Source organism: Vibrio albus (assembly GCF_003144035.1).
In the GTDB taxonomy this organism is placed as follows: Bacteria; Pseudomonadota; Gammaproteobacteria; order Enterobacterales; family Vibrionaceae; genus Vibrio; species Vibrio albus.
In genome coordinates this window covers 335,339-360,419 of sequence record NZ_QFWT01000002.1, presented here as the reverse complement: position 1 = coordinate 360,419, position 25,081 = coordinate 335,339, and the positions used below count along the sequence as shown (strand labels likewise).

Below are 25,081 nucleotides of genomic sequence, written 5' to 3'. Positions count from 1 at the left end.
TGAATTGATTAAAATTCATGCTCTATCTATGATGGTATTTCTTTAGGTGAATTGTGACTTATTGTTTTGAGAAATATCAATATGCAGAAAGGCTTATCATCAGAGCAATATTTTAAAATACTGGACGCACTGCCTGACCATGTTTTTATTTTTTCAGAACAAGGCGAATATCTGCATGTATTTGGTGGGGGTGAGAATAAGATTGGTTCCGATTGCAAAGAGTATATCGGATGCAAACTGCATGATGCCATGCCCGACGATATGGCCATGATGTTCCAGGACTCTATCAGGAAAACACTGGATACGAATCAGGTTCAGTACATGAAATATCATTTCAGTAATGAACACATGCAGACACTACCTTATGAGTTAGAAGTACACGATGAATTATGGGTGGAAGGCATTCTGCAACCCTTCACTATGGATTGCGGCACCAGAGTGGTTATCTGGACGGCAAGAAATGTGAATGACAGACACTATATGGAGGTACGGCTTCGGGAACTGTCCGAAATTGATGTGCTGACCGGAATCTTAAACCGTCGTGCTTTTATGTCGAAGCTTTCTCTCGCATTGAAATCTTATCGGAGATATCAAACTAACACCGCCTTTCTTATGCTGGATATCGATCACTTTAAAGCCATTAATGACCGGTTTGGTCATTTAGGTGGCGATGAAATTATCCAGCATGTCACGGATTTGAGTAAACTTGAGCTCAGGGATGTTGATGTAATAGGGCGTATAGGCGGCGAAGAGTTTGCTATTATCCTCGCCAATACCACTATCCAGCAAGCCAGTGATATTGCTAACCGGTTGAGACAGAGAATCGAGAGCTCGCCTTATCGCATCGATGGTCTAGAGTTTGTCACGACAGTCAGCATCGGCGTTTCACAGTTTGAACCTGATGACGATGAGTGCAAATATATCCTCACCCGTTCAGATAAAGCCATGTATCACTCGAAAAGAAACGGGCGAAATCGAGTGACAGTCTTTGATGAAGAACAGGTTAATGAGGGGGTTAACTGAGTTTAAACCTTACATTAGCCTCCTATTTAAAAGGACTATAACCGGTGTCCATTCTTTTTTATCTATCCTTTTAAGAAAAAGACAATAAAGGCTTTCCTATTGTTTTGGTTATTCAAAGGAAAGAAATGAGAATCTGGCAGAATAGATGCTTTCAACCGCCGGACGAGTTGGATGCATCCTGGCTTAGCGTTTTCAATTTCCTTAGCGGATAGAGGTAGCGTCGTTCTAGGTATAGTTAGTAACTAAAAGTTAGGAACACAATATCTAGGTTCCTACATTGGTTACTAAAAGTCAAAGCTGTGGGTAGACACCTATAGACGCCAATACACTGTAACTTGTTGATTTTACGTTATTGCAGATAAGAAAAAAGACGTCCTAAGACGTCTTTTTCTTTGGTTTGGTGGAGCTGGCGGGAGTTGAACCCGCGTCCGAAAACCATTCATCTTTGGTACTACATGCTTAGTCGATCTTTAATTTCACCACCCACCTGCGAACCGACACGCGAATGAATGACTAACCTGAATTATAATTCGCCGTTCATCTCTCAGGTGGGAGAATCCGGGCTAGCGCGTTTGGGTTTGATCTCTCGTGATTCCCCGTCTTACGTGCGGAAGCTAGGGCGAGAGAGCTCTGAGCAGGTTATTAAGCTGCTAGTGCGTAGTTTTCGTCGTTTGCGACTATTGTTTTGCGGTTTATTAACGAGGCCTACCGCACCTCGGCATGCACCTTAGACTGCAAAATTCCCGTCGAATCCTAAATCAGCCCCAGGTAAGAGGAAGCATGGTATCAGAAAAATTATCTCTGTCCAGTTTATCTCCCTCTATATGATTAAGTTTAGCGCAATTTGCCCTTCATAATACGAGCTTTATCGCGAGCCCAATCTTTTTCTTTTAAATCGGTACGCTTATCGTGCAATTTTTTACCTTTGGCGACACCAATTTTAAGCTTCACCCATGAACGGGACCAGTACAGAGATAGTGCCGTCAGGGTCATACCTTCCCGGTTAATGCGACCGAACAGGTTATCCAGTTCCCGACGAGAAAGCAGCAGTTTACGCACGCGAGTCGGGTCAGCAACCACGTGGGTTGATGCCTGCTGAAGCGGAGTAATAGTCATACCACTGATAAAAGCTTCACCGTTACGCATAAATACGTAGCTTTCGGCGATGTTAGCTTTGCCCTGGCGAAGGGATTTGACTTCCCACCCCTGCAGTTCAAGGCCCGCTTCTATCTCGTCTTCAATAAAGTATTCGTGACGGGCTTTTTTATTTAAAGCAATGGTATTGCTGCCCGCTTTGGTTTTTGATTTTTTCTTTGCCATAATGGTGCATTATACGCATTACTTGCGTGTTGAGAATCCTTATTTGTTTGGGAATGTCGTCTTTTCTGAGAGAAATCTCCGGAATTATGTTTTATCTTCTGTATACAGAGGAATGTGAGGAGTTTGAATGCCACAGATCAGGCGTTCGGCACTGGTGTCGTACAGTGCCAGACAGATGTATGATTTAGTTAATGACGTAGTTCGTTATCCTGAGTTTCTGCCAGGGTGCGCTGGTGCAGAGGTGTTAGAGCATTCTGGTGAGCGGATGCTGGCATCGGTGAATGTCTCAAAAGCGGGGATCAGTAAAACCTTTACTACTTCAAATACATTGGTAAATGGCTCCTCTATTTTAATGGAGCTGGTAGACGGACCATTTAAGCATCTTCAGGGGGGCTGGTATTTTACTGAACTGGATGATTTCGCCTGTCAGGTGGAGTTGAAGCTGGAGTTCGAATTTTCCAGTAAACTCATTGAAGCGGCTTTTGGAAGAGTGTTTAGCGAACTAACTAATAATATGGTGACCGCTTTTACCCGGCGGGCAAAGCAGGTGTACTGATGGATACGATTCAGGTTGAAGTGGTTTATGCACTGCCTCATGAGCAGAAAGTGTTTACCGAGGTCGTCGATAAAAATTCGACGGTAGAAGAAATTATCAAGCAATCCGGTGTCCTGGAGGCTTATCCGGAAATTGACCTGAAAAAAAATACGGTCGGTGTATACAGCCGTAACGTAAAGTTGAATGCAACGGTTCGGGATAAAGACAGAATAGAAATCTATAGACCGTTGCTGGCTGATCCTAAAGAGATTCGCAGAAAAAGAGCTGAACAGGCTAAAGAAGCGGGTACGGCCGATCCTGTGACAGGTGGAAAGCCCAATGCTCTTCGGAAAAACTAGTCATTTAAACAGCACAAAGGCTCGCATTGGCGAGCCTTTGTCTTAGGTAAATCAGGTTGCCGATTAGTTCAGTTGCTGAAAAAATGCATCTCCGGTATTAAAGTCACCCGCAATATTTATTAATGTATTGTGAGCATCGAAATGAACCAGCAGGTTCTTCTGTATAGGATCACTATGGCCCGGAGTATGGTGGTAAATATAGTACCAGGTATTTGGGTAACCATTTTCTACCAGCATTGGAGAACCAAGGACATAGCGAACCTGTTCTTTTGTCATGCCAAATTTCAACTGGTCAACAGCTTCCTGTTCTATATAGTTTCCCTGATTAATGTCGATTCGATAAACGAGCTTTTCTGCCACGGAACAGCCGGTCAGCATGGTGACTGCCAGCGGGATTGCAACTAACCACTTCTTAAACTGCATAGCTGATATTTCTTACATCTCTAATCTAAAACCAGGCTGATAATAAACAAGCTCAGCCGCGAAGTAAAAAGGTACTGGGTAAAAGTACTATATGTGACCACTATTTTTTAGATTAGTTGCAATGATCATCTGGTTTTCATGGGAAGATCTCTTTTTAGGCTGCCAGAAGCTCTTTTGCATTCGCCAGTGTTGTTTCTGTAATTTCACTGCCACCAAGCAGTCGGGCTAACTCTGATACGCGTTGTTCTTCATTCAGGGTATGCATCCGCGTTTCGGTTTTACCCGCTTTAGCCTGTTTGGCCACAAACAGTTGTTGATGACCGCAGCCAGCCACTTGAGGCAGGTGGGTCACGCAGAGCACTTGAGTAGATTCGCCTAACGTACGCAGCATTTTGCCCACTACAGCCGCCGTTGGTCCGCTGATACCGACATCGACTTCATCGAAAATCAGGCTTGGGGTATCTACTTTCTGTGCGGTAATCACCTGGATCGCAAGAGATATGCGGGAAAGTTCACCACCAGAGGCTACTTTGCCTATTGGTAACAGGGGTTGGCCCGGGTTAGTTGATACAGTAAATTCGATATGGTTAATGCCAAGCGGAGAGGCGTACTTGGTATCTGCTTCAACCTGGATATCAAACTGAGCTTTTTCCATGCTCAGTTCATGCATGCTTTTGCTGATCAGTTTATTCAGTTCTTTTGCGTAGCGGGTTCGTGATTTCCCCAGTTTTTCGGCAGCAGATAAGTAAATCTGATAGTTTCCCTCTACCTCTTCAGCCAGAGCATCCAGCTTTTCATCAGAGCAGTCCAGCTCTTCTATCTGCTTAAGCAGTTGCTGGTGGTGAGTATATAGCTCTTCCGGCTGAATATAATGTTTACGTGAAATCGACATGACTTTAGAGAAGCGCTCTTCCACATAAGCCATCCTTTCCGGATCCACGTCAATGCTATCCAGATAATTACGCAATTCGCTGTTGGTTTCTTCTATCTGGATAATGGCTTCATCCAGCATGGTCGGCAGTGCAGAGAGTTTAGGATCGATCTCTGCCAATTGTATTAGAGATTGGCTGGCCGCCTGCAACAAGCTAAGTGCATTAACTTCTTCACCTTCATACAGCAGTGTGATGGCTTGTTGGCAGTTCTCTGCAAGATCGCCACTGTTATTCAGGCGCTTATGCTCTTGCTCTAGCTCAGAAAATTCAGTTTCACCAATAGCCAGTTCATCCAGCTCTTTGATCTGATACTCCAGAAGTTGTTTCTGGGCTTGGTTTTCCTGACTGTTCTTTCGCAGTTCTTTGAGTTTATTGGCGGTTGAGCGCCATTGCTGGTAGCTCTTCTGAGTCTTTTCTATAAGGTTTGAATGACCAGCATACTGATCCAGCATGGACAACTGGTAGTCATTTTTCATTAGCTGATGATGGGCGTGCTGGCCATGAATGTTGATCAGCTTCTGCCCTAGAGCTTTTAACTGGGAAAGGGGAACCGGACTGCCGTTGATAAAAGCTCTGGATCGGCCTTCTTTGGTGATCAAACGGCGCAGAATGCATTCATTACCGTCCAGAAGGTCGTTATCTTCCAGCCATCGGGTTGCGTTAATATTGTTATCCAAAAGGAATGCGGCACTAACGTCGGTCTTTTCTTCTCCCGGACGCACCATACCGGCTTCTGCTCTGTCGCCAAGGCAAAGGCCAAGGGCATCAATAGCAATAGACTTACCAGCACCAGTTTCACCGGTAATGGTTGTCATTCCTTGTGACAGTTCCAGTTGCAGAGATTTAACGATCGCAAAATTATTCACACTTAAATGAGCCAGCATGATGAGCACCTGTATAATTAAACAATACTGTATAAGAAAACAGTATATACTGTTTCTTTATACAGTAAAGTTATACTGGTGTTTTTTTTATGAACAATTTATTTCTGTGAGTCCGGCCACAGGAATGATTGTGAGCCGGTTTTGAGTATCAAAAGAGCTTGCTTGACCACCCCAGTTTATTCCTGAGTACGTGGTAGTAACTGTAGTCTTCAGGATGGATCAGTCTGAGTACATTCGGACTTGGGTAAATAAGCACTTCGTCGCCGGGAGAGACAGGAAGAGAGACTTGTCCGTCACAGCTGATTTCCTGAGTGCCTCGGTTATCCGGAGAAACCAGCAATTTTATCTGCCGTTTGCTGTCGACAACTAAAGGTCGTGAAGACAGAGTGTGCGGAAACATTGGCACGATTGAAATGGCGTTAAGGCTTGGTGATAGGATAGGACCTCCACCTGACAGAGAATAAGCGGTAGAACCGGTTGGGGTCGAGATAATCAGGCCATCGGAGCGCTGAGAAAAGGCAAAGGTATCATCAATATAGACTTCAAACTCAATCATATGGGCAATTTTTCCCGGATGGAGTACGACTTCGTTCAGTGCGGAGTTCTGGCTGCGGATCTGCCCGTGGCGATACACTTCGGCTTCAAGAAGAAAGCGCTCTTCCTCTATGTAATGACCTTGCAGTACGTTTTCCAGCGAAGAGCAGAAATCTTCCGGATTCAGGTCGGTCAAAAAGCCGAGGTTACCCCGGTTAACACCTATCACTGAAATATCGAAGCGGGAAAGTACCCGTGCGGCACCGAGCATATTGCCGTCACCACCCACGACAATAGCCAGATCGGCTTTTTCGCCGATATCCAGCAGGCTGGTAAAATGTTCGGCTGGAACCTCATCTAGAATGTCTTTCAGCCTTTCGTCGACTAATACCGGGTAGCCTTTCGCGTTCAGCCAGTGAAAGAGATCTTTATGAGTTTGTACCGCTTTTTGGCTGCGCGGCTTTCCTATAACGGCGATGATATTAAACGGCTTGTTCATTCGGTTAGTCCAGTTTGAAACTTTATGCTTGAATCACAAATCTTCGTCCCCATAATAAAGGCAACAAGTTTGAATGTGCGAGTTTTTTATATCAAGTTTAGGTTAATTGTGCGTTATGCAACCGTACTGGCCTGTAAACCGATATAACAGAATGAATCTGAGGTCTGGAGATATCATGAGCAACGAAGAAATCAAGGTAAATGAAGAAGAGCTGAAAAAGCAAGAAGCGCCAGCTGAACAGGAAGCAGAAGAAGTCGAAGCGGAAGCCGTTGGTTCTGATGCTGATATCGACTGGAATGAAGAGAGCGAGCAGGAAATCGAAGAGGCCCAAATCGCCCAGTTAGAAGCGGCCCTTTTGCTAAGTGAAGCCAAAGTGAAAGAACAGCAGGATTCGGTGATCCGAGCGAAAGCGGAAGTGGAAAACATGCGTCGCCGTACCGAGCAGGAAATAGACAAAGCTCGCAAATATGCGCTGAATAAGTTTTCTGAAGAGCTGTTGCCAGTGATTGATAACCTGGAGCGTGCTATTCAGGCGGCAGATGCTGAGAACGAAGCTGTGAAACCTATTCTGGAAGGGGTGGAGCTGACACATAAAACATTTGTTGATGTGGTTGCTAAATTTGGCCTGAAAGAAATTAACCCTGAAGGTGAAGCGTTTAATCCTGAGTATCATCAGGCAATGTCGATTCAGGAAAGCCCGGAGCACGAGCCGAATACAGTGATTTTTGTGATGCAAAAAGGCTATGAACTGAATGGTCGGGTTATTCGCCCTGCAATGGTAATGGTTGCAAAATAGTTCTTAATTTTTAATTGGTTAAAGGGTCGTATCTTTCAGGTTCGGCCTTTTTTAATATCTTATAGATACGAAAGCGAAATTTTTATAACGGTTGCCCCTTGAAAACGCCTGGACAGGCCTTATCTAAAGGGCATACATGAAGCAAACTCTTGCGTTTTATTTTAAGGGGCAGGGTTGAATCTCTGTTCCACATCCCCACATAGGGGATATAGCAAAAAAGAATAGACTGAATTTCGGAGATAATCTGATGGGTAAAATCATTGGTATTGACTTAGGTACTACTAACTCTTGTGTTGCCGTGCTGGACGGTGACAAACCACGCGTAATCGAAAATGCTGAAGGTGAACGCACCACGGCATCGGTTATCGCTTATACCGATGGCGAGACACTGGTTGGTCAACCTGCAAAACGTCAGGCGGTAACTAACCCTGAAAATACGCTGTTCGCGATCAAGCGTCTTATAGGTCGTCGTTTTGAAGACGAGGAAGTTCAGCGTGACATCGAAATCATGCCATTCAAAATTGTTAAGGCTGATAACGGTGATGCTTGGGTTGAAGCTCGCGGCCAGAAAATGGCGGCTCCTCAGGTTTCAGCTGAAGTTCTGAAAAAAATGAAGAAAACAGCTGAAAACTTCTTGGGTGAAGAAGTAACTGGTGCAGTCATTACTGTTCCTGCTTACTTTAATGATGCTCAGCGTCAGGCAACAAAAGATGCTGGTCGTATCGCTGGTCTTGAAGTTAAGCGTATCATCAACGAGCCGACTGCAGCTGCTCTGGCTTATGGTCTGGACAAAGAAGGCGGCGACCGTACTATCGCGGTTTACGACCTTGGTGGTGGTACTTTCGATATCTCTATTATCGAGATTGACGAAGTTGAAGGCGAAAAAACATTTGAAGTACTGGCAACCAACGGTGATACCCACCTTGGTGGTGAAGACTTCGATAACCGTCTGATCAACTATCTGGTAGCTGAATTCAAATCAGACCAGGGTATCGATCTGAAGAACGATCCTCTGGCGATGCAGCGTGTGAAAGAAGCGGCTGAAAAAGCAAAAATCGAACTGTCTTCCGCACAACAGACAGACGTGAACCTGCCATACGTGACTGCGGATGCAACCGGTCCTAAGCACATGAACATTAAAGTGACTCGTGCGAAGCTGGAATCACTGGTAGAAGATCTGGTACAGCGTTCTCTTGACCCGCTAAAAGTCGCTCTTGCAGATGCAGACCTGTCTGTAGGTGATATCACTGACGTCATCTTGGTTGGTGGTCAGACTCGTATGCCTATGGTTCAGGCTAAAGTTGCAGAGTTCTTCGGTAAAGAAGCTCGCCACGATGTAAACCCTGATGAAGCAGTTGCTGTTGGTGCTGCGGTACAAGGTGGTGTACTGGCTGGTGACGTGAAAGACGTACTGCTGCTTGACGTGACGCCACTGTCTCTGGGTATCGAGACTATGGGCGGCGTGATGACTAAACTGGTTGAGAAGAACACAACTATCCCAACCAAAGCGAACCAGGTGTTCTCTACTGCAGAAGACAACCAAAGTGCAGTAACTATCCACGTACTGCAGGGTGAACGTAAGCAAGCGATGTACAACAAATCTCTTGGTCAGTTCAACCTTGAAGGTATTAACCCGGCTCCACGCGGTATGCCTCAGATCGAAGTAACATTCGACCTGGATGCGGATGGTATTCTGCACGTATCTGCAAAAGACAAGCAGACTGGCAAAGAGCAGAAAATCACTATTCAGGCCTCTGGTGGTCTGAACGATGATGAAATCGAAAAAATGGTACAAGAAGCAGAAGCCAATAAAGAAGCGGACAAGAAGTTCGAAGAAATGGTCACTGCCCGTAACCAGGCTGATCAGATGATTCACGGTACACGTAAGCAAATGGAAGAAGCGGGTGACGCTCTGCCGGCTGACGAGAAAGAGAAGATCGAAGCGGCGATTAAAGAGCTGGAAGAAGCGAAGAACGGCGATGACAAAGAAGCTATCGACGCAAAAGTACAGGCTCTGATTTCTGCTTCTCAGAAACTGATGGAAATCGCTCAGCAGAAAGCTCAGGCAGAACAAGCTGCAGGTGGTGCAGATGCCGGTCAACAGCAGTCTCAGGACGATGACGTGGTTGATGCTGAGTTTGAAGAAGTGAAAGACGACGACAAGAAGTAATTTCTTGTCGCTGGAAGGCATGAGTTAAACTTTAACCTCATGTTTTCTGGCTTAAAGAACATTCTTTCTGTTTACCTGCGGGCGTCAGAGTTTCTCTCTCGCCCGCATGTTTGTAGTACAGAGTCCGTCTAGATAATACTATCTGGGTTCAGGTAACCAACTGATTTCTGAGCAGTGATATTATCTAGATCGATATAAAAAATGGAGAAGCAGCGGCTTCTTTTTGGAAGAAATTGGTAGTTGAAAACATGTCAAAACGTGATTTTTACGAAATATTAGGCGTAAGCCGTGATGCATCCGAACGAGATATTAAAAAGGCGTATAAGCGTCTTGCGATGAAATTCCACCCGGACAGAAATCCGGGAGATGAGACGGCTGCGGATAAGTTTAAAGAAGTAAAAGAAGCGTATGAAATCTTAACCGATCCACAGAAAAAAGCGGCTTACGACCAGTATGGTCATGCCGCTTTTGAACAAGGTGGCGGCGGCTTCGGCGGCGGTGGCTTTGGTGGCGGCGGTGCTGATTTCGGCGATATCTTCGGCGATGTTTTTGGCGATATCTTTGGCGGCGGCCGTCGTGGTGGTGGTCATGCCCGTGCCCAGAGAGGGGCCGATTTACGTTACAACATGGATCTTACTCTTGAGGAAGCGGTTCGTGGTTGTGAGAAAGAGATCCAGGTACCAACGCTGGTTGAATGTGATGTCTGCCACGGATCAGGTGCTAAGTCAGGTTCACAGGCGGAAACGTGTCCAACCTGTCATGGTCATGGTCAGGTACAGATGCGTCAGGGATTCTTTGCGGTTCAGCAAACGTGTCCAACCTGTAATGGTAAAGGCCAGATCATTAAAGACCCATGTACGGCTTGTCATGGTCAGGGCCGTAAGCAGAAAACCAAGACTCTTAATGTGAAGATCCCTGCCGGTGTGGATACTGGTGATCGTATTCGTCTTTCCGGTGAAGGTGAAGCCGGGGAGCAGGGAGCACCTGCGGGTGATCTGTATGTTCAGGTTCATGTACGTGAGCACCAGATCTTCGAACGAGATGGCAATAACTTATACTGTGAAGTGCCGGTAAGTTTTGCTCAGGCTGCTCTGGGTGGTGAAGTTGAAGTACCGACTCTTGATGGTCGTGTCAACCTGAAAGTACCTGAAGAAACGCAGACCGGACGTATGTTCCGTATGCGCGGTAAAGGCGTTAAAGGTGTACGTGGTGGTGGTGTTGGCGATCTGATCGTGAAGCTGGTGATAGAGACGCCAGTTAAGCTAAGTTCCCGCCAGAAAGAGCTGCTGAAAGAGTTTGAAGAGAGCTGTGGTGGTGAAAAGGGATCTAAGCACAATAAACATAACCCTAAGTCAGAAGGCTTTTTCAATGGTGTGAAGAAGTTCTTCGATGATCTGACAGGCTAAGAGTCGCCATGAGCCAGCCGCGTCTGGTTTAAGATAATAGCAGTCAATAAGAGACAACAAAGCTGGCCGGGGTTTATCCCAACCGGCTTTTTTATTATGAGCAGTCAGCCCTCTACCAGCAGTGAGCCGGGGATCCCGTTCCTTTGGCATTCAGAGTCATGGTGCCGCAGTCATCGGTGGTCTGTACCCCAACAGGAGTGGCTGTGATGGTATAGGTATTAGTGCTGGTTAGCTTAAATGTATATCTGTTACTGTCTGACTCACATAACGTTGTCGGGCAGTTGGCTCCCAGCAGGCTTAAATTATAACTTCCTGCTGAGGTATAGCTTTCTTCCAGCTTTAGCTGAATCTTCACCATATCCGTAATCGCTTGTGCCCGGTGAGCCTTGAGTACATGTTTGGTATAGCTTGGGTAGGCAATGCTAGACAGGATCGTGATAATGGCAACAACAATCAGGATCTCGAGTAATGTCATTCCTTTACTGATTGTTTTGTATGGCTTGCATAAATTTATTCGAATCATTTCCAGCACTTCCCGTTCTCTTTTTTCGCTATTGTCAGTAACTGATAGCATTGCATCAAGTGTCATTTTTAGGCTGCATTGATTTGCATCAGGATTTGGGAAATGCCTCGCGGGTTTACATTTATTGAAGTATTGATCTCTCTGTTAGTGATGAGTGTGCTGCTGGCAACAGCCGCTCCTGCTTTTGAACGTCTGTATCAGTCTCATCAGGCTAAACGGCTGGCATCTGAATTTCAGGGTTTTTTTGTACAGGCTCGTTCAGAAACGGTGATGCGTAATCAGAACCTTTGGATCCATTATGCCGAGCAAGGGGATAGCCTCAATGGCTGGGTTCTGGCTTTAAGGGGGTCGGAAAGTGCTGTGACTTACGCGAACGCGGCACATAACGCCATTATGGTTAGCCGGGGAGAGGGAGAACTTCTCAGTGTCGGGTGGAATAAGATTGAACTCGACAGAGTCAATGGAAAACCGGCTGGTGCCGGAAATATTACTTTTGCTGTACAAGGGGCTCCGGAAAAGCAGCTGAAAATGATCTTTCATAATGTAACCGGGAGACTAAGAATATGCGGAGGCCATTATGGGTATGATGCCTGTTAGAAATAACAAAAAGAAAGCATTGAACCTTTACACCCGGCAACGAGGCGCGTCTCTGATTGAGTTTATGACGGCAAGTATGTTGAGCCTGATAGCCTTGGCGGCAGTCGGTTCGGTGTTTATTTCCGGTCAGAAACTGGCAGCAGAGAGAAGTAAGCAGCTACTGCTGATGCAAAACCTGTCGGATACCCTGAAGTATGTAAAAGAAGATATTAAGCGTGCCGGGTATCAGAAGAGTGGCGGAGGCAGTGCCATATTGTCCGGGGCGAGCAATGTTATACATACATGGCCAACCGGGTTGAGTTATGTGTATGAAAATCAGGGTGGACAGTTACAGGTGGTTTCCTTCAAACAGAGAGATTCCGGCGGAAAAAAGGTGGTTTCTCTGTGTGAAGATTCGACCTCTCCGGTACTGGTTATCGATAGTTGCTCCGGATATACCTCTATGTTGGATCAACATCAGATTAAACTCATGAAGTTTGAGGTGCAGACTACCCCGTTAGGCAATGGCGTCAGTTCTGCTCTGGTAACGATGACGATATCCGGTCAACTGCGCGGGGATAGCTCAGTGACCAAAACCATGTCTGCCACCATCAAACAGAGGAACTGGCAATGATCAGGCAGAAAGGGGCGATAAGTTTAGTGGTCACCAGCTTACTGATGGTTGTCTCTCTGGCACTATCTGTCGCCAGCTACCGCAGTATTTTTTTCCAGATTAAGCGGGCACAAAATGAGGTGAAATCCCGTCAGGAGCACTGGATAGCGGAAGGTGGGCTTGAGTGCCTGTATGCTCAGGCGCAGACAACGGGGATTCCGTCTGTCCCTGGTAATTGCAATCTGGAATCGGGACTGAACATTACTGTCACAAATGATGGGGCGGGAAAATACCGGGTAGATTCCAAGTATTCTCACGCCCGTATCACTAAACACCTTCAGTATGGTGGGAATTTGGGGACGGGGGCTATTCAGGCCAGTTCTGATCTTTATTTTCATGGTGGCGTGACGGTTTCTACTCCAGATCCCGGGAAGTATACAAATGATGGCTGGGAGTGTGTGGCTGTCCGTTATAAATCACGCTTTCGCCCCGGTGAGACAGTAAATAATCAAGGAGTTATACATGGTTTGTCGCCGTCGGAGAACTTTAATAGTCACAATAAGGATTGTGCATCTGAGCACTTCAGCCAAAATATGGTTAGTCAAGATAAAGAAGATTTTACCAGGGATCCGGATGTCAGCCCGTTTGAAGATTTTTTTGGTGTGAGTGCAGAGAAACATGAGGAGGTCAGAAAAAATGGGAAATTCCATACAGTAAATGGGGGAGTGGTACCCGGAAAACCAAGAAGGCTGGAAAATTGTGGGGAACAATTAACAAACCTGATTAAGAGTGGTGAAAAACATATTTGGGTGGAAGGCGGCTGTGAAATAAAAACCAGCGAATATAAAGCGTTGGTACAGGCAACTCAGGAGGCCGATGGGGTGACTATTGTGGTGCATGACGGCATTCTATCATTAATGGGTAAATCTGCCGACGCGACGAAGTCGGATCGGTTTAAAGGCGTGCTGTTCCATTTTAATCATAACTACACACCGACTAAATCTGACTGGAATGGATTAGATGCCAAGGGGGAGCTGTACCATAATAACCCTGCTATTACGGATTCCAGCTATACCGAAATTGCGGCTTACTACCAGCATGGTTCGTTCTCTTTTTCTGGTGCTCAGTATTTTGATACTCCGGGCCAGTCTTCGATTTTTAATACATCGACTAATTTCAGTTTTGACGGTGATGTGGTAAAAAAGGCCCGGCAAGCACACCGTAAACCAACATGGATCGCGGGGAGCTGGCATGATTTCTAAGCATATGACTTCCAGACAGCGGGGCGTTGGCCTGATAGAAGTTCTGCTGTCGGTAGTGCTGATTTCAGTGGGTGTGGTTGGCTTAATAAAACTACAGGCCTATATGGACAAGAAAGCTGAATTTGCCATTAAAAGCACGGAGGCACTGTACCTGGCAGAGGCAAAGCTGGAGTATTTTCTCAGCCGTTCTCAGGATGGCGCTGATGGCACCATTCAGTTTGATACTATCGGCAGTGGTAGCGAAACGACTGGCGTGTATACGTTAAACTGGACAGTCTCGGAGCCCGGTCTGACCCCTGAACTGAACAGTGCCCTAAAGGTGATTGAAATTTCTGCCAGTTGGAAGAATCGTGAGGCAGAAACAGAAAGCGTGCAGCTTAAGACCATGCTTTCTAAGTTTAGTGAGTTTGATTAGAAGGGCCTGGACTGACGACATACGACGACTCTACAGGCGCTGTATTCTTTTCTGTCTCTCCCCGCTACAATAGCCTCCCTTTTGTTATAACTTGCGGAACCTTGCTGTGATGAAGACCTTTTCCGAACAGGATAAACAGTTTATGCGCCGGGCTATCGAGCTGGCTTCTTTTGCGGAGCAGGAAGGCGAGGTACCAGTTGGCGCGGTATTGGTGAAAGAAGGGAAGATCATTGCGGAAGGGTGGAATCGCTCGATTGGTGACAATGATGCAACGGCTCATGCTGAAATCCAGGTGTTGAGGAAAGCGGGTCAGGAGCTGGAAAACTACCGGCTGCTGGATACGACGTTGTATGTCACATTGGAACCTTGTCCTATGTGTGCGGGTGCATTACTGCACAGCCGGGTTAAGCGTATTGTCTATGGCGCACCGGACTTAAAAGCCGGAGCTGCCGGAACGGTGCTGGACCTGTTTGACAGTCAGGCTGCTTACCACTATGCCGTCGTTGAAGCGGGTCTTCTGGAAACTGAGTGCAGAGAGCAGTTACAGGCCTTTTTTAAGCGCAGACGTAAAGAGAAAAAAGCAGAGAAGCAACAGAAGAAACTTGGGCAGAGTCCGGGTTAACACTGTCAGAAAGCACCGTCTGTTGAGATTAGAGGTATTCAGAATAAGATAAGTTCAGAGGCAAACATCGGCGATGTTTGCCTGTAGGTCGTTCATTATTTGGCGAGCATAAAAGCCCGATTACGCCAGATGATTTTCTTTTTATTGTTGGCTAACATGCGCTTGCGGCGGTTGGTCGAAACCGTTTTCTGTGCCAGGCGCTTAGCCAGTTTCTTTTTGAGGCCATAAGCTCATCCCCCAACTTCATTATTGTAATTAAGGACATGAACTCACCGTTCACGTCCTTATTATCGATATATCAGATTAGCTTATAGAAGGCAACGATTAAGAAGTGATTACTCGGCTTTACTCTCTATGGGCGGTGTGTTCTTTACTTCACTGATGGCCGCAGTGGGTTCTTTGACTATCTCTGTCAGATTCGCCCGGACTACGCCATTATCAGTATTATGGGAGTTCTGAACGGGTTCTGAGCCTTCTTCCTGTGATTCCTCCGAGGAAGAGTTTTGAATAGTCTCAGTAGTTTCTGAGAGAGGCATATCAATGACCTGCAGATCATCGACATTCACTTCGGCTTCTGCGACGGCCTGCTTTTCTACATGGCCAATAATAGACTGGTAGTAACCCCGGATATTTTCGACGTATTTTTTCGCTTCGTCTCCCCGGGCGTAACCATAGCGGGTCTTGCTGTAAAACTGACGACGTTTCAGCAGAGGCAGCCGTTCTTTTACGTCCGTCCATGAGTCCGGATCGCCACCCTGCATTTTAGTCAGGCGACGCGCATCCATCATATGCCCGTAGCCGACATTATAGGATGCAAGAGCAAACCACATTTTTTCATGTTCAGAAATAGAATCGGGGACCCGCTCAACAATACTGCTCAGGTATTTTACGCCACCGTGGATCGACTGCTCTGGATCCAGACGGTTTTTAACCCCGACAATTTTCGCTGTTGGCAGGGTCAGCATCATCATACCCCGAACCCCTGTAGGCGATTTTGCCCTTGGGTTCCAGTGCGATTCCTGATAAGAGACAGCGGCAATCAGACGCCAGTCAAATTCCTGAGAATATTGCTTAAACAGAGGTTCCCATTTAGGGAGTTTATCATCCAGAGCACGGATAAATGCCCGGGTATCTACGTAGTCAAAGCTTTCTACGTGGCCAAAGTATTTTTCCTCTAGTTGGGCCAGCTCACCTGATTGTTTGATATTGCCGAAAAACTCAATGAGCAAGGCATACAGAGATTCATCATCTGCCCGGCGGATAAACCAGGAGATAGGCTGGTCTTCTGTAAGCTCAAAGCCTCTGTCCAAATCAGGGTAGAGTCGTTGACTCAGTGCCACTTCTACCGAGTCGGCAACAGTAAAGGCCAGCTCTCCGGTTGAAACCCGCTCCAGAAGATCTTTTACGTCAGCATTGGGATCGGTCTGAAATTCTAAGTCAGGAAATTCTTGCTTCTGCTCTTCCAGTGTATGGATAAAGTGCGAGCCTTTTACAACGGTCAGTTTGTCATCCGTTTCCTGAAGGCGTTTAACCAGTTTTTCCATACTATTAGGACGCCAGCTACCGGTTTTGTATACCATTTGCTGGCTCACATAGTAATAAGCAGGGGTTGCGCGGTATTTTTTCAACCGTTCAGGTGACTGGGAGAGTCCGGCAGCGATGATGTCGATTTCACCTTTTTCCAGCGCAGGGAAAAGCCCCGTCAGATGATAAGCGGGTTTCATTTCCAGTTTGACGCCAAGCTCATCAGCAAAGCGTTTGGCTAAGTCATAGTCCAGCCCGGTAGGGCCATCAGGACCGATATAATAAGCGAGCTGGTTATTGAGTGTCCCGATCCGAAGGACACCGCGTTCACGAACTTTATCCAGTTCACTTTTCGGGTCTGACTCAATTTGGCATCCGGCCAATACAACACCAAACAGGGTCAGAATGACTACCTGATATATCCACCGGGAAAAAATCTTATGCATCTGAGTTTACATCATAAAGCTAATCGACAGTCCCATTTATATCAGAGGGAGAGGAAAGGGCAAAGAACTGTGCAAAAAAACAGTGATTAATTTCCAGTTTCCGACAAATTGTAAAAAATGACGCAAACGGTTGCTTTGGGTGTTACGTCACAAAAAGTTTTCCTCTATAATACGCCCGCAACAAAAGAGGTGAAATTGGTATAAGTTTACAACTGGAGTTTATACCTAGGTATACCCCGTTGAATTTATTCCAATATCACCTTAATCAATTGCATAAGAGACCTAAGCACATGGAAATACTGCGTGGCTCCCCAGCTCTATCTGAGTTTCGAGTTAACAAACTGTTGGAACTTTGTCGTGAACGAAGCCTGCCTGTAACCGATATTTACGCCGAATTTATGCACTTTGCAGACTTGACTGCAGACCTTGATGCGTCTGAGAAGGAAAAGCTCGCGAAGCTGCTGACTTACGGCCCAACCATCGAAGAGCACGAGCCGCAAGGTCTTCTGCTGCTGGTGACTCCTCGCCCGGGTACTATCTCCCCTTGGTCTTCTAAGTCTACTGATATCGCCATCAACTGTGGTCTGGATAAAGTGAAACGTCTTGAGCGTGGTGCCGCTTATTACGTGGAAACATCCGCTGATTTATCAGATGTCCAGTTGTCTGAGCTAAAGGCGATTATCCATGACCGTATGATGGAAAGCGTCTTTACCGATATGAATGAAGCTCAAGCTCTGTTTGCTGTTGCTGAGCCTGCTCCTGTGGCTCATGTCGATATTCTGTCTGGCGGACGTCAAGCGTTGGAAGAAGCTAACCTTTCTCTTGGTCTGGCTCTTGCGGACGATGAAATTGACTATCTGGTGGAAAGTTTCACTAAGATGGGGCGTAACCCGAATGATATCGAGCTGATGATGTTTGCTCAGGCGAACTCAGAGCACTGCCGTCATAAAATTTTCAACGCAGACTGGACCATTGATGGTGCTAAACAGGAAAAATCCCTGTTTAAGATGATTAAGAACACCTTTGAAACGACACCAGATTATGTGTTGTCTGCTTATAAAGATAATGCAGCGGTAATGACTGGTTCAAAAGTGGGCCGTTTCTTCCCGGATCCTGAATCCCGTCAGTATAACTACCACAATGAAGATGCGCATATCCTGATGAAAGTGGAAACGCATAACCACCCGACAGCGATTTCTCCGTGGCCGGGTGCTTCAACGGGGTCTGGCGGTGAAATCCGTGACGAAGGTGCAACAGGTATCGGCGGTAAGCCGAAAGCTGGCTTGGTTGGCTTTACCGTGTCTAACCTGCGTATTCCGAACTTTGAGCAGCCTTGGGAAACCGATTTCGGTAAGCCGGGTCGTATCGTAAACGCATTGGATATTATGCTGGAAGGCCCTCTGGGTGGTGCGGCATTTAATAACGAATTTGGTCGCCCTAACCTGCTGGGTTACTTCCGTACTTATGAAGAGAAAGTGAACTCGCATAACGGCGAAGAGATCCGTGGTTACCACAAGCCGATTATGATCGCTGGTGGTATGGGGAATATCCGTGACGAACACGTACAGAAACGCGAGATCCCGGTAGGCGCGAGCATCATCGTGCTGGGCGGTCCGGCGATGAACATCGGCCTTGGTGGCGGTGCGGCTTCTTCTATGGCGTCTGGTCAGTCTGCGGAAGATCTGGATTTTGCTTCTGTACAGCGTGAAAACCCTGAAATGGAACGTCGTTGTCAGGAAGTTATCGACCGCTGCTGGCAGATGGGTGAAGAGAACCCGATTGCCTTTATCCACGATGTGGGCGCGGGCGGTATTTCTAACGCACTGCCTGAGCTGGTCGATGACGGCGAACGTGGCGGTAAATTCCAGCTGCGTGATGTGCCGAATGATGAGCCGGGCATGAGCCCTCTGGAAATCTGGTGTAACGAATCTCAGGAACGTTACGTTCTGGCGGTAGCACCGGAGAACATGGACGAGTTTGACGCTATCTGTAAGCGTGAACGTGCTCCTTATGCGGTTGTGGGTGTGGCAACAGAAGAACGTCACCTGACTCTGGAAGATTCTCATTTCGATAATACGCCGATTGATATGTCTATGGACATTCTGCTTGGCAAGCCGCCGAAGATGTCTCGTGATGCGGTGACGCTGAAAGCGCAGAACCCAGCCATTGACCGCTCTGGCATTGAAATGAATGAAGCCGTGGATCGCGTACTGCGTCTGCCTGCTGTTGCAGAGAAGACTTTCCTTATCACCATCGGTGACCGTAGCGTGACCGGTCTGGTTGCTCGTGATCAGATGGTCGGTCCATGGCAGGTGCCGGTGGCAAACTGCGCGGTGACAGCGGCAAGTTATGATACTTATCACGGTGAAGCGATGTCGATGGGTGAGCGTACACCTGTTGCACTGCTTGACTTCGGTGCATCTGCCCGCCTGGCGGTTGGTGAATCTCTGACAAACATCGCAGCGACAGAAATTGGTGATATCAAACACATTAAACTGTCTGCAAACTGGATGTCTCCAGCGGGTCACCCGGGTGAAGATGCGGGTCTGTATGAAGCGGTTAAAGCGGTCGGTGAAGAGCTGTGTCCTGCACTTGGCCTGACTATCCCGGTTGGTAAAGACTCCATGTCGATGAAGACCAAGTGGGAAGACGAAGGCGAGCAGAAGGAAGTGACTTCTCCGCTATCACTGATCATCACGGCGTTTGCCCGTGTGGAAGATGTGCGTAAGACAGTAACGCCTCAGCTTCGTACTGACAAAGGTGATTCCAGCCTGATCCTGATTGACCTGGGTAACGGTAAGAATCGTCTGGGAGCAACGGCTCTGGCTCAGGTTTATAAGCAACTGGGTGACAAACCTGCGGATGTGGACAGTGCAGAACAGCTGAAAGGTTTCTATGACGCAGTTCAGGCGCTGGTTAAAGATGATAAGCTGGTGGCTTACCACGATAAAGGCGATGGCGGTCTGCTGGCAGCGCTGGCAGAAATGGCATTTGCCGGTCACTGTGGTGTTCAGGCTGATATTGCAGCTCTGGGTGATGACACTCTGGCGGCTCTGTTTAACGAAGAGCTGGGTGCTGTGGTTCAGGTTCTGAATAGCGATGTCGAAGCGGTACAGGCGACACTGGCTCAATATGGTCTTGCTGAGTGCAGCCACGTAATTGGTGCGGTAGAGCAGTCTGATAAGCTAGTGGTTAAATCCGGAGAGCAGGTTATTGTTGACCGTTCCCGTACTGAGCTACGTACCATCTGGGCAGAAACCACGCATAAGATGCAGGCGCTGCGTGACAACCCTGCGTGTGCGGATCAGGAATTCGAAGCGAAGAAAAACGATGCGGATCCTGGCCTGAACGTAAAACTAAGCTTCGATGTGCATGAAGATGTAGCCGCTCCGTATATCGCGAAAGGGGCTAAGCCTAAGATGGCAATCCTTCGTGAGCAGGGCGTGAACTCTCACGTTGAAATGGCGGCGGCATTTGACCGTGCAGGCTTTGAAGCAACCGATATCCATATGAGTGATATCCTGACTGGTCAGGCTGTTCTTGATGAGTACAACGGTCTGGTAGCTTGTGGCGGCTTCTCATACGGTGACGTACTGGGCGCTGGTGAGGGTTGGGCGAAATCCATCCTGTTCAATGCACAGGCACGTGACCAGTTTGAAGCCTTCTTCAAGCGTGAAGATACTTTCTCTCTTGGTGTTTGTAACGGTTGTCAGATGCTGTCTAATCTGCATGAGCTTATTCCGGGCGCGGATCTGTGGCCACGTTTCGTACGTAACGAATCTGAGCGTTTTGAAGCGCGTTTCAGCCTGGTTGAAGTTCAGAAGTCTGATTCTGTCTTCTTTAATGGCATGGAAGGCTCTCGTATGCCGATTGCAGTTTCTCACGGTGAAGGTCGTGTGGAAGTGCGTGATGATGCTCATCTGGCTGCTATCGAAGCATCCGGTACGGTTGCGGTACGTTATGTGGATAATATGGGTAACCCGACTCAGCAGTATCCGAATAACCCGAACGGTTCACCAAATGCGATTACCGGTCTGACAACCAAAGATGGCCGTGTAACCATTATGATGCCTCACCCGGAACGTGTATTCCGTACAGTAGCTAACTCTTGGGCTCCGGATGCATGGGGTGAAGATTCAGCGTGGATGCGTATGTTCCGCAACGCTAGGGTTAATGTGGGATAATTAGAGACTAGTAATAGGGCACGGTAACGTGCCCTTGAAAGTTTATTGTTATTCTTAAACCATCGTTATTCCTTAATTGATCGTCATTCCTGCGAAGGCAGGAATCTTGTCAACTTGGGGATAATGGTTAAGTAGATCCCTGCCTTCGCAGGGATGACGAATGAATGAAGTGCTTGTGATTGGGATGAGGGGGCTTTTTCTGAATTCTGAAAGCAAAGCGCTCTGTATTCTTGATATAAAAAAGCCTGCTAACTTCACCAGTTAGCAGGCTTTCTCTTTTATAGTTTCTAGTTTCTAGTTTCTAGTTTCTAGTTTCTAGCTTCTAGCTTCTAGAAGCGTAGCGATCTAATCTCTTATTTCTTCTCCGGAATATTCTCCAGAATTGCCTGCATCTGTTCCCAGTACAGAGCAACGGTGTCGATCTTCACTTTTTCATCCGGTGAGTGTGGGAACTTGATCGTCGGGCCGAATGACACCATATCCATGTCAGGATATGGATTCTTGAACAGGCCGCACTCCAGGCCGGCGTGGATCACCATGATATTAGGCTTATTGCCGTACAGTTTTTCATAGGTATCACGGAAAATGTGCATGATCTCTGAATCCGAATCCGGCTTCCAGCCCGGGTAAGCACCTTTCGACTCAATAGAGGCTCCGGCCAGCTCAGCAACAGAACCCAGCATCTCCTGAACCTGAATACGGCCTGAGTCGATGAGAGAACGGATTAGGCAGCGTACTGAGATCTGGTTTTCTTCAGTCTGGATAACACCCACATTCAAAGAGGTTTCAACCACGCCTTCAATGTCATCACTCATTCGGATCACGCCATTCGGGCAGGCATTCAGAGCGGCAATAAACCGGGCTTGTTCTGCCTGAGCAAATGGAGCCTGGGTGCTTTCACTCACTTCGTAGAAGGCAATAATATCGGTTTCGATACGGCTAAGCTCAGACTTGATCATCTCTGCGTATTGATCGAACTGCTCGTGTAGCTGACCTTCGTTTTCTGTTGGTACCGCGACAGTAGCAAAGGCTTCTCGTGGTATGGCATTACGCAGAGTACCACCACGGAAATCGATCAGACGCAGGCCCAGCTCCTGTGCATGACTGGCGAGAAAGCGCGCCAGCAGTTTGTTGGCATTACCTCGTCCTGTGTGAATATCACAGCCGGAATGTCCGCCTTTCAGTCCTTTCAGAGTCAACTGGCGGGTGGAGTATCCGGCTGGAAGCACTTCACGCTGCATGGTAAAGGTCATGGTAGTATCAATACCACCAGCACAGCCCATATACACTTCACCTTCCTGTTCGGAGTCGGTATTCAGCAGAATATCACCATCCAGCCAGCCCTTTTCCAGGCCAAAAGCACCTGTCATGCCTGCTTCTTCATTGATAGTCAGAAGTACTTCAAGGGGGCCGTGCTTGATATCGTCAGAGGCCAGAACCGCCAGGCATGAAGCCATACCTATACCATTGTCAGCCCCCAGAGTCGTCCCTTTTGCTGTTACCCATTCACCATCAATGTATGCCTGGATAGGATCGGTGCTGAAATTATGGTCTGTGTCTTCATTTTTCTGCGGAACCATATCCATGTGTGCCTGGAGTACAACACCCTTACGGTTTTCCATGCCTTCAGTAGCCGGTTTTTTTATGAAGATATTTCCCGTTTGATCCCGTTTTACATCTAAGCCCTGTTCGGTAGCCCAGTTAACAATGAAGGATGCTAAGGCTTCTTCTTCATAAGAAGGGTGGGGAATTGAACAAATGAGGTCAAAAAATTGCCATAGGACCTGAGGGGAAAGGGAACTGATTTGTGAGTGATGTTTGGTCACAGGAAAAACTCCTTTTTTGTTATTTTTACTCAGATGTTAACTCTGTATTGATTTATTTTTCTGGTTTAAATAACTGTGTTATCTGTTTGGTCATAGTGTTGTTTATCATAACACCAGATTAAATCTAGCAGAAGTGGCTAAAATTTAGGGTGTGAAGTCAGTAATTATTGTTTTTGTAATTTAATTACTTTAAATGTGGTTTTTTAAGGTTGAAAAGAAAAAGTGTGATTTAGATCACTTTAGCTGTTGTAATAAAATTTCAAGGTGGTATATTTATAACCAAGTCAGCGCAACACCTAATCCAGCGTAATTTTGGATAACGGTTGCTGAAGTGTTTCTGAAAATCTGGGTTGTAACGTCTGTTTACATCTGGGATTTTTACCACCCTACATGTTTTGGTTGTTAATCTAGGTTGTAAGTGATTGATTGCTGAATGTGTGATTTGAACTTTGTGTTCACCCTAATGTTATTGGAAATTTATTACAGCTTAAGGCTGTTTTTATTCTCCCGCTGCTCAAATTGAGTAGCGGTTTTTTATTTCTGGTTGATGTAATCCATTGCATTTGTGTTGTGTTCTCTGCTTTTAAACTGAATTATTGGTTTGAGTGGCATTTTTTTATGTTTACCTGTATTAAATTAGGGTGAAAGCAGTGGTTTTATTATTATGTGATTAAAACTTAATCATTTTTATGTCTTGTATTTTCCTTTGTAAATCATGTCTTTATTTTTGTGGTTTCAGTAATGTTAAGTGAATGTTTATGTTTTTTACCATTCTAATTGTCTGGTGAGGCTTTTTGATGGTGGAATTTGCCTTTTGATAACTTTATAATTCGCGCAATCGTTTACTTGTTGTTTTCTTTTTGAACTAAATGTTAGGACATCACGATGCTGGAAAAACTATTCAAACTGAGTGAGAACGGTACGGACGTTCGCACTGAGGTTATTGCCGGTGTAACCACATTCCTTACAATGGCTTACATCATCTTCGTTAACCCCGCTATTCTGTCTGCTACAGGCATGGATAAAGGGGCTATTTTTGTTGCAACCTGCCTTGCGGCGGCGATTGGCTGTTTTATTATGGGCTTTGTCGCTAATTACCCTATCGCACAGGCTCCGGGTATGGGGCTAAACGCCTTCTTCACCTATTCTGTCGTGCTTGGTATGGGTCATACCTGGCAGGTCGCACTGGCGGCAGTATTCTGTTCTGGTGTACTGTTTATCCTGCTAAGCCTTTTCCGGATTCGTGAATGGATCATCAATTCTATTCCTATGGCTCTGCGTACAGGGATCTCTGCGGGTATTGGTCTGTTTCTGGCATTTATCGCTCTGCAAGGTGCTGGTATCGTCGGTGACAACCCAGCAACACTGGTTTCTCTGGGCGACATGACTAACCTGCATGCCGTTCTTGCTGCTGTTGGCTTCTTCCTGACGGTTGCTCTGGTTACTCATGGTTTCAAAGCGGCAGTAATGATTGCTATTCTGGCGATCACTGCTTTGGGTATCATTTTTGGTGATGTTCAATACCACGGTATTCTGTCTACTCCGCCAAGCATTGCGCCTACTTTCATGCAGCTGGATTTCTCCGCTGTTTTTGAAGTGGGTATGATCTCCGTTGTGTTTGCATTCCTGTTTGTTGATCTGTTTGACACTGCCGGTACTCTGGTTGGTGTGGCAACCAAAGCAAATCTTATCAAAGAAGATGGCAAGATCCCTCGCCTGAATCGTGCGTTGCTGGCTGACTCAACTGCAACAGCGGTTGGTGCTCTTCTGGGTACGTCAAATACAACCTCTTACGTTGAAAGTACTGCTGGTGTCGCCTGTGGTGGCCGTACTGGTTTAACCGCAGTCGTTGTTGGCATTTTGTTCCTACTTGCATTATTCTTCTCGCCACTTGCAGGTATGATCCCAGCCTATGCAACATCTGGTGCGCTGTTCTATGTCGCGATTCTGATGATGTCTGGTCTGGTGGCTATCGACTGGCGTGATCTGACAGAAGCTGCGCCGGTTGCCGTCGTGTGTCTGTTAATGCCTCTGACTTACTCAATTGCAGATGGTATTGCACTAGGCTTTATCTCTTATGCCGCGATTAAGGCTCTGAGTGGTAAAGGCCGTCAGGTACCGGTTGGTGTTTGGGTTCTTGCTGCTATTTTTGCACTGAAATTTGCATTCGCTTAATTGCGAATGTATTAGGTCGAACAGGTTTTATATT

20 protein-coding genes and 1 other RNA gene are annotated in these 25,081 nt (G+C 46.6%); 13 read left to right on the top strand and 8 right to left on the bottom strand.

Annotated features, from left to right (window positions below; translation table 11 throughout):
* The first annotated feature begins 81 nt into the window (after window positions 1-81).
* Entirely contained in the window at window positions 82-1,023 is a 942-nt protein-coding gene (locus DI392_RS05285) for a sensor domain-containing diguanylate cyclase (RefSeq protein ID WP_109318859.1), read from the top strand.
* A 398-nt stretch (window positions 1,024-1,421) separates the two neighbouring features.
* On the opposite strand, the gene ssrA is transcribed toward DI392_RS05285, so the two are convergent.
* Both ssrA and smpB read right to left on the bottom strand, forming a co-directional pair.
* Window positions 1,422-1,789: a transfer-messenger RNA gene (gene ssrA / locus DI392_RS05280) on the bottom strand.
* A 68-nt stretch (window positions 1,790-1,857) separates the two neighbouring features.
* Complete coding sequence (smpB, locus tag DI392_RS05275) at window positions 1,858-2,343, bottom strand: SsrA-binding protein SmpB (RefSeq protein ID WP_109318858.1); 486 nt, start codon at window positions 2,341-2,343, stop codon at window positions 1,858-1,860.
* Window positions 2,344-2,470: 127 nt separating this feature from the next.
* On the opposite strand from smpB, the gene DI392_RS05270 reads away from it, so the two are divergent.
* Both DI392_RS05270 and DI392_RS05265 read left to right on the top strand, forming a co-directional pair.
* Complete coding sequence (locus DI392_RS05270) at window positions 2,471-2,899, top strand: SRPBCC family protein (RefSeq protein ID WP_109318857.1); 429 nt, start codon at window positions 2,471-2,473, stop codon at window positions 2,897-2,899.
* Window positions 2,899-3,237 carry an RnfH family protein gene (locus DI392_RS05265; RefSeq protein ID WP_109318856.1) on the top strand — a complete coding sequence of 113 codons (339 nt, stop codon included), beginning with the start codon at window positions 2,899-2,901 and terminating at the stop codon, window positions 3,235-3,237. The genes DI392_RS05270 and DI392_RS05265 overlap by 1 nt, the downstream gene beginning before the upstream one ends.
* Before the next feature lie 63 nt (window positions 3,238-3,300).
* On the opposite strand, the gene bamE is transcribed toward DI392_RS05265, so the two are convergent.
* The 3 genes from bamE to nadK all read right to left on the bottom strand — a co-directional run bounded on the left by bamE (window position 3,301) and on the right by nadK (window position 6,509).
* The gene (gene bamE, locus DI392_RS05260) at window positions 3,301-3,660 is read right to left on the bottom strand and encodes an outer membrane protein assembly factor BamE (protein WP_109318855.1); all 360 of its coding nucleotides are present in this window, start codon (window positions 3,658-3,660) and stop codon (window positions 3,301-3,303) included.
* Between the two features lie 154 nt (window positions 3,661-3,814).
* Window positions 3,815-5,476, bottom strand: coding sequence for a DNA repair protein RecN (recN, locus tag DI392_RS05255; protein ID WP_109318854.1), 1,662 nt, complete (start codon window positions 5,474-5,476; stop codon window positions 3,815-3,817).
* 148 nt (window positions 5,477-5,624) lie between these two features.
* On the bottom strand, window positions 5,625-6,509 hold the full coding sequence (gene nadK, locus DI392_RS05250; RefSeq protein ID WP_109318853.1) for an NAD(+) kinase: 885 nt from the start codon (window positions 6,507-6,509) through the stop codon (window positions 5,625-5,627).
* A 175-nt stretch (window positions 6,510-6,684) separates the two neighbouring features.
* Here nadK and grpE point away from each other — a divergent pair, with 175 nt between their 5' ends.
* The 3 genes from grpE (at window position 6,685) to dnaJ (ending at window position 10,881) form a co-directional block, all read left to right on the top strand.
* On the top strand, window positions 6,685-7,305 hold the full coding sequence (grpE, locus tag DI392_RS05245) for a nucleotide exchange factor GrpE (RefSeq protein WP_109318852.1): 621 nt from the start codon (window positions 6,685-6,687) through the stop codon (window positions 7,303-7,305).
* Between the two features lie 247 nt (window positions 7,306-7,552).
* Entirely contained in the window at window positions 7,553-9,475 is a 1,923-nt protein-coding gene (dnaK, locus tag DI392_RS05240) for a molecular chaperone DnaK (protein ID WP_109318851.1), read from the top strand.
* 248 nt (window positions 9,476-9,723) lie between these two features.
* Complete coding sequence (dnaJ, locus tag DI392_RS05235; RefSeq protein ID WP_109318850.1) at window positions 9,724-10,881, top strand: molecular chaperone DnaJ; 1,158 nt, start codon at window positions 9,724-9,726, stop codon at window positions 10,879-10,881.
* Between the two features lie 112 nt (window positions 10,882-10,993).
* Here dnaJ and DI392_RS05230 read toward each other — a convergent pair whose 3' ends face one another.
* On the bottom strand, window positions 10,994-11,470 hold the full coding sequence (locus tag DI392_RS05230) for a type IV pilin protein (protein WP_425445678.1): 477 nt from the start codon (window positions 11,468-11,470) through the stop codon (window positions 10,994-10,996).
* 36 nt (window positions 11,471-11,506) lie between these two features.
* On the opposite strand from DI392_RS05230, the gene DI392_RS05225 reads away from it, so the two are divergent.
* The 5 genes from DI392_RS05225 (at window position 11,507) to tadA (ending at window position 14,892) form a co-directional block, all read left to right on the top strand.
* The gene (locus tag DI392_RS05225) at window positions 11,507-12,001 is read left to right on the top strand and encodes a GspH/FimT family pseudopilin (RefSeq protein ID WP_109318849.1); all 495 of its coding nucleotides are present in this window, start codon (window positions 11,507-11,509) and stop codon (window positions 11,999-12,001) included.
* Complete coding sequence (locus DI392_RS05220) at window positions 11,982-12,614, top strand: PilW family protein (protein WP_109318848.1); 633 nt, start codon at window positions 11,982-11,984, stop codon at window positions 12,612-12,614. The genes DI392_RS05225 and DI392_RS05220 overlap by 20 nt, the downstream gene beginning before the upstream one ends.
* Window positions 12,611-13,855, top strand: a complete 1,245-nt coding sequence (locus DI392_RS05215; RefSeq protein WP_109318847.1) for a hypothetical protein — start codon at window positions 12,611-12,613, stop codon at window positions 13,853-13,855. The genes DI392_RS05220 and DI392_RS05215 overlap by 4 nt, the downstream gene beginning before the upstream one ends.
* A gap of 4 nt (window positions 13,856-13,859) precedes the next feature.
* Window positions 13,860-14,270 carry a type IV pilus modification PilV family protein gene (locus DI392_RS05210; protein ID WP_109319031.1) on the top strand — a complete coding sequence of 137 codons (411 nt, stop codon included), beginning with the start codon at window positions 13,860-13,862 and terminating at the stop codon, window positions 14,268-14,270.
* Window positions 14,271-14,379: 109 nt separating this feature from the next.
* Window positions 14,380-14,892: a tRNA adenosine(34) deaminase TadA gene (gene tadA, locus DI392_RS05205; RefSeq protein WP_109318846.1), complete on the top strand. Its 513-nt coding sequence runs from the start codon at window positions 14,380-14,382 to the stop codon at window positions 14,890-14,892.
* A gap of 335 nt (window positions 14,893-15,227) precedes the next feature.
* Here tadA and mltF read toward each other — a convergent pair whose 3' ends face one another.
* A complete protein-coding gene (gene mltF, locus DI392_RS05200) occupies window positions 15,228-16,862 on the bottom strand; it encodes a membrane-bound lytic murein transglycosylase MltF (RefSeq protein ID WP_109318845.1) in 1,635 nt (544 codons plus the stop codon).
* 290 nt (window positions 16,863-17,152) lie between these two features.
* Here mltF and purL point away from each other — a divergent pair, with 290 nt between their 5' ends.
* Window positions 17,153-21,046 carry a phosphoribosylformylglycinamidine synthase gene (gene purL, locus DI392_RS05195; protein WP_109318844.1) on the top strand — a complete coding sequence of 1,298 codons (3,894 nt, stop codon included), beginning with the start codon at window positions 17,153-17,155 and terminating at the stop codon, window positions 21,044-21,046.
* A gap of 353 nt (window positions 21,047-21,399) precedes the next feature.
* Here purL and DI392_RS05190 read toward each other — a convergent pair whose 3' ends face one another.
* Entirely contained in the window at window positions 21,400-22,872 is a 1,473-nt protein-coding gene (locus DI392_RS05190) for an aminoacyl-histidine dipeptidase (RefSeq protein WP_109318843.1), read from the bottom strand.
* 885 nt (window positions 22,873-23,757) lie between these two features.
* Between DI392_RS05190 and DI392_RS05185 the strand changes: the two genes are divergently transcribed.
* Window positions 23,758-25,047: an NCS2 family permease gene (locus DI392_RS05185; protein ID WP_109318842.1), complete on the top strand. Its 1,290-nt coding sequence runs from the start codon at window positions 23,758-23,760 to the stop codon at window positions 25,045-25,047.
* Window positions 25,048-25,081: the final 34 nt, after the last annotated feature.